Origin of the sequence: Pseudomonas agarici, assembly GCF_900109755.1 — a bacterium.
Lineage (GTDB): Bacteria > Pseudomonadota > Gammaproteobacteria > Pseudomonadales > Pseudomonadaceae > Aquipseudomonas > Aquipseudomonas agarici.
In genome coordinates, this window is sequence record NZ_FOAR01000050.1 from 1 (window position 1) to 7,629 (window position 7,629).

At 54.0% G+C, this 7,629-nt stretch carries 7 protein-coding genes and 2 pseudogenes; all 9 read left to right on the top strand.

The genetic code is table 11. The features are described 5' to 3' along the window. A pseudogene (locus BMX68_RS24690) lies at nucleotides 1–1,565 on the top strand (DUF2345 domain-containing protein); the annotation flags it as partial. An 11-nt stretch (nucleotides 1,566–1,576) separates the two neighbouring features. Then, nucleotides 1,577–2,333 (top strand): annotated as a pseudogene (gene tla1, locus BMX68_RS24695) (toxin Tle1 chaperone Tla1). Next, entirely contained in the window at nucleotides 2,330–2,809 is a 480-nt protein-coding gene (locus tag BMX68_RS24700; protein ID WP_017130908.1) for a YceK/YidQ family lipoprotein, read from the top strand. The pseudogene tla1 and the gene BMX68_RS24700 overlap by 4 nt, the downstream one beginning before the upstream one ends. 35 nt (nucleotides 2,810–2,844) lie before the next feature. Continuing rightward, nucleotides 2,845–3,360, top strand: a complete 516-nt coding sequence (gene tli1a, locus BMX68_RS24705) for a Tli1a family immunity protein (protein WP_074861883.1) — start codon at nucleotides 2,845–2,847, stop codon at nucleotides 3,358–3,360. A gap of 319 nt (nucleotides 3,361–3,679) precedes the next feature. Beyond that, the gene (tli1a, locus tag BMX68_RS24710; protein WP_074861881.1) at nucleotides 3,680–4,195 is read left to right on the top strand and encodes a Tli1a family immunity protein; all 516 of its coding nucleotides are present in this window, start codon (nucleotides 3,680–3,682) and stop codon (nucleotides 4,193–4,195) included. Further along, nucleotides 4,183–4,512 carry a hypothetical protein gene (locus BMX68_RS24715; protein WP_256218757.1) on the top strand — a complete coding sequence of 110 codons (330 nt, stop codon included), beginning with the start codon at nucleotides 4,183–4,185 and terminating at the stop codon, nucleotides 4,510–4,512. Before tli1a (BMX68_RS24710) ends, BMX68_RS24715 begins: the two co-directional genes overlap by 13 nt. A gap of 2 nt (nucleotides 4,513–4,514) precedes the next feature. Then, a complete protein-coding gene (tli1a, locus tag BMX68_RS24720; RefSeq protein WP_074861879.1) occupies nucleotides 4,515–5,033 on the top strand; it encodes a Tli1a family immunity protein in 519 nt (172 codons plus the stop codon). Further along, the gene (locus BMX68_RS24725; RefSeq protein ID WP_074862764.1) at nucleotides 5,021–7,369 is read left to right on the top strand and encodes a T6SS phospholipase effector Tle1-like catalytic domain-containing protein; all 2,349 of its coding nucleotides are present in this window, start codon (nucleotides 5,021–5,023) and stop codon (nucleotides 7,367–7,369) included. The genes tli1a (BMX68_RS24720) and BMX68_RS24725 overlap by 13 nt, the downstream gene beginning before the upstream one ends. Beyond that, nucleotides 7,366–7,629, top strand: a complete 264-nt coding sequence (locus BMX68_RS24730) for a PAAR domain-containing protein (protein WP_060782875.1) — start codon at nucleotides 7,366–7,368, stop codon at nucleotides 7,627–7,629. Before BMX68_RS24725 ends, BMX68_RS24730 begins: the two co-directional genes overlap by 4 nt.

A 7,629-nucleotide genomic window follows, 5' to 3' on the forward strand; every position in this document is an offset into this window, starting at 1 on the left:
GGCGAGGCCTATCATTTCGCCGAGTCCTACAGCACCTTGGGCGATCCGCATGCCTATGACGAAGACCTGCAAAGCGAAAGTGGTTTTTTCTATGCGCGCCTGCGTCACGAGCGTTACCTCAATGACCAGACCCAGCTCAGCGGGATCAGCACCAGCGCCACCCTGGCCCCTGGCCAGGTCCTGAAAATCAGCGACGGCGCCCCGCAGGCTTTTGCCCCCGGCGCGGTGATCACCCGACTGACCACCCGCGCCGCACGGGATCGTAGCTTTGAAGTCAGCTTCGAGGCCATTCCCTACTCGGAGCGGGTGTGTTTTCGTCCCGCGCTACAAGACAAACCGCACATCGCCGGCACCGTCCCGGCCCGGATCAGCAGCACCCTGGCCAACGACCCTTATGGCCACATCGACCGTGAAGGGCGTTACAAAGTCTGCTTCCTGTTCGACCGCGACACCTGGAAACTCGGCGCGGAAAGCCTCTGGTTGCGCCTGGCCCGTCCCTATGCGGGCGACACTTACGGTTTGCACCTGCCACTGCTTGCCGGCACCGAAGTGGCCATCGCCTTCGAACAAGGCGACCCGGACCGTCCCTACATTGCCCACGCCCTGCACGACAGCCAGCACCCCGACCACGTGGCCTTGCCGAACTACAAACGCAATGTGCTGCGCACGCCGGCCAATAACAAACTGCGCATGGACGACACGCGGGGCCAGGAGCATATCAAGCTCAGTACCGAACACAGTGGCAAGAGCCAGCTCAACCTCGGGCATATGGTGGATGCGCGGAAAAAAAGCGCGGAGAAGGCTTTGAGTTGCGCACCGATGGTTGGGGCGCGATTCGAGGTGGCAAAGGCTTGTTTATCAGCGCTGATGAACAGACCAAGGCCATTGGCGATGTCCTGGCCATGCAACCGGCTTCCAGCCAGATCCAGGGCGCGAAACAGCAAATCGCCGACTGGCGGGAAATCGCCCAGGCCCACCATAGCCGCCCACCCGCAATCGACGGCTTGCAGCAGTTTCAGGACAACGCCAAAGACCTCAACGCCTGCGCCATCCTGCTCAGTGCTCCCCAGGGCATCGGCGCGGTGACACCGGCCAGCCTGCTGTTGCAAAGCGGCGAGGCGCTGTACGTGCAAAGCAACGACGAGATCAACCTGGCCGCTGCCCAGCGCCTGTCGGTCCACGCCAATCAGGCTATTTCCCTGCTGGCCCAGCAGGAAGGCATGCGCCTGGTGTCCGGCAAGGGGCCGCTGGAAATCGAATCCCACGGCGACGTGTTGAATCTGCTTGCCCAACAAGACATCAGCATGCAGTCCGCACAGGGCCAACTGCAACTGACGGCCAAAAATGGCATCACCCTGGGCTGTGGTGGCGGCTACATCCGCATCACCGCGTCCGGGGCCATCGACATTTACACCCCCGGCAAGCTCAACCTCAAGGGGCAACATGTTTGGGAAAAAACCGCCAGTCAGAGTTTTCCGCTGCCTGAGTTGCCGCAATCGATATGTAAAAAGTGCCTGGACAAGGCCCGGGCAAACACTACCGGTTTATTGAGCCGTGAACGTTGATTGAAGGGAAGATGCAGATGGCAACACCAACAGAATGGCAAGAACACATCGAGCGGGCATGTGCCAGCGTCGGCCTGCAACAGGTTAACGTGCTGCTCGACCAAGCCGATTGGAACAACTGCGCTGTACCGGCGCTGAAGATGCTGAGGCCGCAAGTTCCATGGTTTTCATTGTTCAGCGGCACACCGGAGGAAAACCTTCTGGATCAGGCCCCGTTGTTGATGCGCTTGAACCTGACGCATTGGCAACATAAAGCCTGGCTGGAAGAACTGCTGACCCAGTGCGCCACCGAGGCTCGCTTGCTGGTGGTGATCTCGCCATTGCCCTTCGATACCTTGAGCCAGGCTCTGCAAGCCCTCTCGCAAGTAAAGTGGGGCGCACGGACGGGCCTGTTGCGGTATTACGACCCACGAATCTTTCCTTTGCTGACGTCCGCGATCCTGACGGATAACCAGCGCACCGAATACCTGCAAGCGGTCAACTATTGGGGCTGGCTGGATCGGGACGACCAGCCGCAGTGGCTGCAAGGTAATTGCCAGGGATATCACGCTGAAATCGAAGTTACCCCCTTTTCTGAATTTGAGCGATCAGCAAGGCGAGCTGATTGGTTGTATCGGTAATGCACAGAAACTGCTAGATGGCGGGAAATTCGATGATTTGGAGGCGACCCGGGAACTGCGTTTCGCCGCCTTATACTCAATTGTCGTGCAGGCCCACCAGGAAAATAATTTAGATAATTTGACCGAATACGCGAGGCAAAAGCTATGAGCCGCAAACAAGGCGTGTCGAATGGTCAGCGTGTTCGGAATGTAGAAAATTTACTCAAGCAAAAGGTCGATATACTGAAACGATTAGCTTTGATCATGCTATGCGGTCTTGCAATCAGTAGTGCCGGCTGCGGAACATTAGTTGAGCGGGGCGAATCATCGAAAACCTACCACCGTTCAGGTCATTACTATGTCGGTGTTCAATATGACTGGAGGCTTCTTACATTGGAAGGCGCCGGTGGTTATGACCCCATTCCCACGTACTGCTATCTAATCATCGTATGCCCATTTGCGACTCTGCTCAGCATGCCGGTAGATTTTCTGGTCGATACGGTGATGTTGTATAGCGACCATCAAAATAAACTCAAAGAAGAACAAAAAAACAGCGGATATATTCGAGATGAACACGCTCTCGCTGAGGATAGGCCAGATGAAGCAGCACTAAAAAATTGGGCCTTGATGCAGGGTTCTGTTTGAGTGTGAGTTGCTGGTGATCAAGGGAGTTAAAGATCATGAAAATAATAATGAGAAAGGCGCGGATACAAGGATTGTGGTGCCTATTAGGGTTAATGTTATTGGGATGTTCTTCTGCGGATAATGAAATGGCCGGGGGGAATCTGCAAGCCGTCAATCATACCGTGCAGGGGATTAACTGGATGTCGGTCAATGGTTATCGGGCTCACGGTGGTGGTGGCAGTGTCTGTTGCATCATCATGCCTACCAAATGGCGCCCTGGCTTGAAAGCTCATGTCGAATGGGAGGTCGATCCCGAGCCCTTTGGTCCAACACCGCCTTTAGGAACCGATGAGTTCCTGGATTTTATGGTTAAGCATAAAGCTAACTATCAACATCATAGTGCTACCGTAGAAATCCCAGAATGGCCAGGAACGGAGTCTTGTGACCTAAAAGTTCATTTTTTGGTTTGTAATAAAGTCAAGGTAACAACTTCATGCTGGGCATTTAATTCAGAGCACTATCCGATTAAAGAACCCTCGCAAATGAAGGAGCCAGCCGTATGCCCAAAGTGAACAATAATTCAAAAACTAAAGCATGGGGGTCACCGCATTTTCCGGAGAGTGGCCGCTTACCTACCAATACATCAATGGTAGCCGCTAACTGCCGGAAGCAGACTTACGAGGAAGATATTTTTCGTCGAGGAACCAACTCTAGAGGTCAAAAGCGATATTTTGAATGCTGCCATAGCCTGTATATCAGCTTGTTTTCTACGATGCCAATGATAACGAGAAGCATGATGTCAAGAACAGTTGGCCAACTAATATCGCTAGGCATGTTTCATGCCTCGAATGGTTTACGCAACCAGAACAATCAGCAAGGAAGTTGCTAGCGATGAAGATGATAATAAGAAAAATCATACAGCAAGGCTTACTTACCTCGTTGGGATTGACATTGTTCGGGTGTTCTTCAGCCGACAACGAAATGGCCGGTGGAAATCTCCAAGCCGTCAATCACACAGTGCATGCTATTAACTGGATGTCGGTCAATGGTTACCGGGCGGACGGAGGGGGCGGCAACGTCTGTTGCATCATCATGCCCGCCAAATGGCGCCCTGGCTTGAAAGCCCATATCGAGTGGGAAGTCGATCCTGAGCCCTTTGGTCCAACGCCGCCTTTAGGAACCGATGAATTCCTGGATTTTATGGTTAAACATAAAGCCAACTACCAACGCCACAGTACTACGGTGGAGATACCAGAGTGGCCAGGAACGAAGCGATGTGGCTTGAAGGTACATTTTTTGGTTTGTAACCAGGTCAGGGTTACGAGTTCGTGTTGGGCGTTTAATTCAGAGCACTACCCGATTAAAGAACCCTCGCAAATAAAGGAACCAGCCGTATGTCCGAAGTGAACAGTAATTCAAAAGCTAAAGCGTGGGGGACACCGCATTTTCCGGAGGGTGGCCGCTTACCTGCCAATACATCAATGGTAGCCGCCAACCACCGAAAGCAAACTTACGAGGAAGACCTTTTTTGTCGAGTGACCGACTCCAGAGGTCAAAAGCGATATTTTGAATGCTGCCATAGCCTGCATATCAGCTTGTTTTCTACGATGCCAATGATAACGAGAAGCATGATGTCAAGAACAGTTGGCCAACTAATATCGCCAGGCATGTTTCATGCTTCGAATGGTTTGCGTGACAAGAATGATCAGCAAGGAAATTTCTAGCGATGCAAATGATAATAAGAAAAATCATACGGCAAGGCTTGCTTGCTTTGTTGGGATTGACATTGTTCGGATGTTCTTCAGCCGATAACGAAATGGCCGGGGGAAATCTGCAAGCCGTCAATCATACCGTGCATGCTATTAACTGGATGTCGGTCAATGGTTATCGGGCCGACGGAGGGGGCGGGAGTTCGTGCTGCATTATCATGCCTACCAAATGGCGCCCTGGCTTGAAAGCCCATATCGAGTGGGAGGTCGACCCAGAGCCATATGCTTATTCAAAATGGCCATCTGATTTTGATGGATACCAAGCCGCTCAACTCAAACACGCAGCTAACTACCAAGACCACAGTACCACCGTGGAGATACCAGAGTGGCCAGGAACGGAGTCTTGTGGCTTGAGTGTGCATTTTCTAACTTGTAATCAGGTCAAGGTCACAACTTCCTGCTGGGGTTATGGTTCACCGAATAATCCAATTAAAGAACCTCTTGATATGAAGGAGCCGACCGTATGTCCGAAGTGAAAAGAGACTCAAAAGATAAAGCATGGGGACCACCCTATTTTCCGAAGGATGGTCGTTTACCTACCAAAGTATCAATGGTAGCCGCTAACTGCCGGAAGCAGACTTACGAGGAAGATATTTTTCGTCGAGGAACCAACTCTAGAGGCCAAAAGCGGTATTCCGAATGCTGCCACAGCCTGCATATCAGCTTATTTTTTGATGGCACTAATAATAACGAGGCCAACGATACCAAAAAAAATCATCCGAGCAATATTGCCAAGTTATTCCATGCATCACTCAGAGGTTCAAAGGCCAAGGGACAAGGTTACTTTTCGTATTACATGCCCGGTGTTGGCACTCCATTTCCAGAAATTGGCGAGCTGGATTACAGCGATAGCGGATTGCAATTTGCCGCTGGTGGCGAGGATCGTATCAATTGGGCATTGGTACAAGTGGCCAGTGCTCTTTCTTTCGCGCTTAACAATAAGAAAGAAATCGATAATGTTGTTGCCAAGGCCAAAGTCGAAGCCATGAGCACCTGGAGGGCACCGCTGATGAGTGCCATGGGCCAGGGTAATCGGCGGCGGACGATGAACGGGTTGCTAGCACCCTTGCAGGCTCGGACGGAATGGGCTCAGCCTCGCGTACTGGGGGTCAAGCTGTTTGTGTATGGTTTCTCCCGAGGAGCAGCCGAAGCTCGCACCTTTGTCACCTGGTTGAGCCAATTGTTCGACACCCCTGTCGGGGCGGAGCTACCCGCTCAAACGCTGATTGGCTTGCCGATCAGCGTCGAGTTTCTCGGGATACTGGATACCGTGGCCTCGGTGGGCATTGCCCATGTGGCGCCTTTTTTCTCCGGGCATATGGATTGGGCCGACGACACCCAGTTGCTGCCGGATGCGCGGCGCTTCCCGAAATTTATCAAGCGCTGCTCGCACTTTGTCGCCGCCTTTGAACAACGCTCCTGCTTCCCCTTGGAATCGATCCGTAACGAGGACGGTCGATACCCGGACAACAGCTATGAAGTGCTGTACCCCGGTGTTCACTCCGATGTTGGCGGTGGCTACCCAAAAAATGACCAGGGCAAGGCCCGTGGCGGCACCCATGAACTGGTGTCGCAGATCGTCCTACACGATCTGTATGCCGCCGCCTTTGCTGCTGGCGCCCCGTTGCGGGTCCCCGAGGAAGTGTTACCGCGGACGCTGCTTTCTCAGAAGTCATGGCGTGTCATATCTGAGGCAACTAACACTGATTTCAAGATCAACCCGCATGTAATCGAACGCTTCAACGCCTGGCGAAGCAAAACCCTACCGGTAATCACCGCCGACCAGCCCGTCAATCATCCCGCCTGTGAGTACACCCCGCAGCTTCTGGGCACCACGGTGGAAGACGGTATGGCCGATCAATTGGGCTGGATCACCGGCTGGCGCATTGGTCGCTATGCCAATGATGCCAAAACCGATAACGACAGCTACCAGCGCCAGCCGTTCTTTATCGAGGCCACTGAATTCACCGCCGAGAGGAGCAGTCAGGAGAAAAAGAATGACGAGGACTTACGGGCCGCCGTCCTGGCTGTGCGCCTGACCAATCCTCAGCATCCCGGACCGCCGGTGTATGAAGCACAAATCGATCAGACCCAACTGAGCCAGGCTGCCGCTGAATTCAAATCCGATTACACCGGACAAAAGCGCGAGCAGACCAGCAGGAAGGGCGGGGTACTCGATGTGATATTGCGCGACACGGCCTATCTGCTCAATGAAAACGATGAGCGCAAAGACCACGAAACCCTCAGAACAGAGGGCAAGCGGCGCAGTGAGCAACTGTTCCGCGACGCCCACGGGACACCCAGTACCGATGCCGAAATGGCCTTGCTGGTGGCGTTGTTCGACGACCATATACACGACTCACGAGCCTGGTTTATGCACGACAAACTGAAGTCGAGGGAGTTGTGGGCCGGTTATTTCTTTTACCGCATGATCTATTTCGGGAATGAAAACAGCCGCGATCTGTCGCCGGTGGTGGTGGCCGGGCGTCTATTGGGCGTGGCGATGATTGCCGGGGCCACGGCGTATGGCATCAGGCGCGGTAAAGTGCTGGGAGGGATTGGCGGACTGGCGGCGGGCATCGGCGCGGCGACCATCGGCTATCAGGTGATCGATAAGGTCACTGGCAAGGTGGTGCCCTTCCTGCCTGACGCCGAGCAGTTGCTAAAGCCCACCGGCCATATCGGCCAGGTGGTGGTCGAGCAGAAACGCCAGATCGCGCTGGACGACTATAGACAGCGCATCGAGCAGACCAGTGCCATGTTACGCAAGGAAGGCACCCTGGTCGAACAGGTCAAGGCGGTGCTGCCATGATGCCCCTGGTTCGTCTCGGTGATCCGTTGCGGCCCTTTGGCGGTGAGGTTTTGGCGGGACACTACGAAGCTTTCGGTAAGCCGGTGGCCTGTGTGGATGATCCGGTGCGCTGCAACCTACATGGCCTGACGCACATTATCGAGGGTGCCTCGGGATCAACCATAGATGGCAAGCCGGTGGCGCTGGACGGCCATCGTTGCGCCTGTGGTTGCCAGTTGGTCAGCACCCTGGCGGCCACTTCGATGATGGTCGCGCCATGA

What these genes read in the sequence shown, in the direction of transcription:
- BMX68_RS24700 (WP_017130908.1), top strand. Translation starts at nt 2,330, where the DNA reads ATGAGCCGCAAACAAGGCGTGTCGAATGGTCAGCGTGTTCGGAATGTA.
- tli1a (WP_074861883.1), top strand. Translation starts at nt 2,845, where the DNA reads ATGAAAATAATAATGAGAAAGGCGCGGATACAAGGATTGTGGTGCCTA.
- tli1a (WP_074861881.1), top strand. Translation starts at nt 3,680, where the DNA reads ATGAAGATGATAATAAGAAAAATCATACAGCAAGGCTTACTTACCTCG.
- BMX68_RS24715 (WP_256218757.1), top strand. Translation starts at nt 4,183, where the DNA reads ATGTCCGAAGTGAACAGTAATTCAAAAGCTAAAGCGTGGGGGACACCG.
- tli1a (WP_074861879.1), top strand. Translation starts at nt 4,515, where the DNA reads ATGCAAATGATAATAAGAAAAATCATACGGCAAGGCTTGCTTGCTTTG.
- BMX68_RS24725 (WP_074862764.1), top strand. Translation starts at nt 5,021, where the DNA reads ATGTCCGAAGTGAAAAGAGACTCAAAAGATAAAGCATGGGGACCACCC.
- BMX68_RS24730 (WP_060782875.1), top strand. Translation starts at nt 7,366, where the DNA reads ATGATGCCCCTGGTTCGTCTCGGTGATCCGTTGCGGCCCTTTGGCGGT.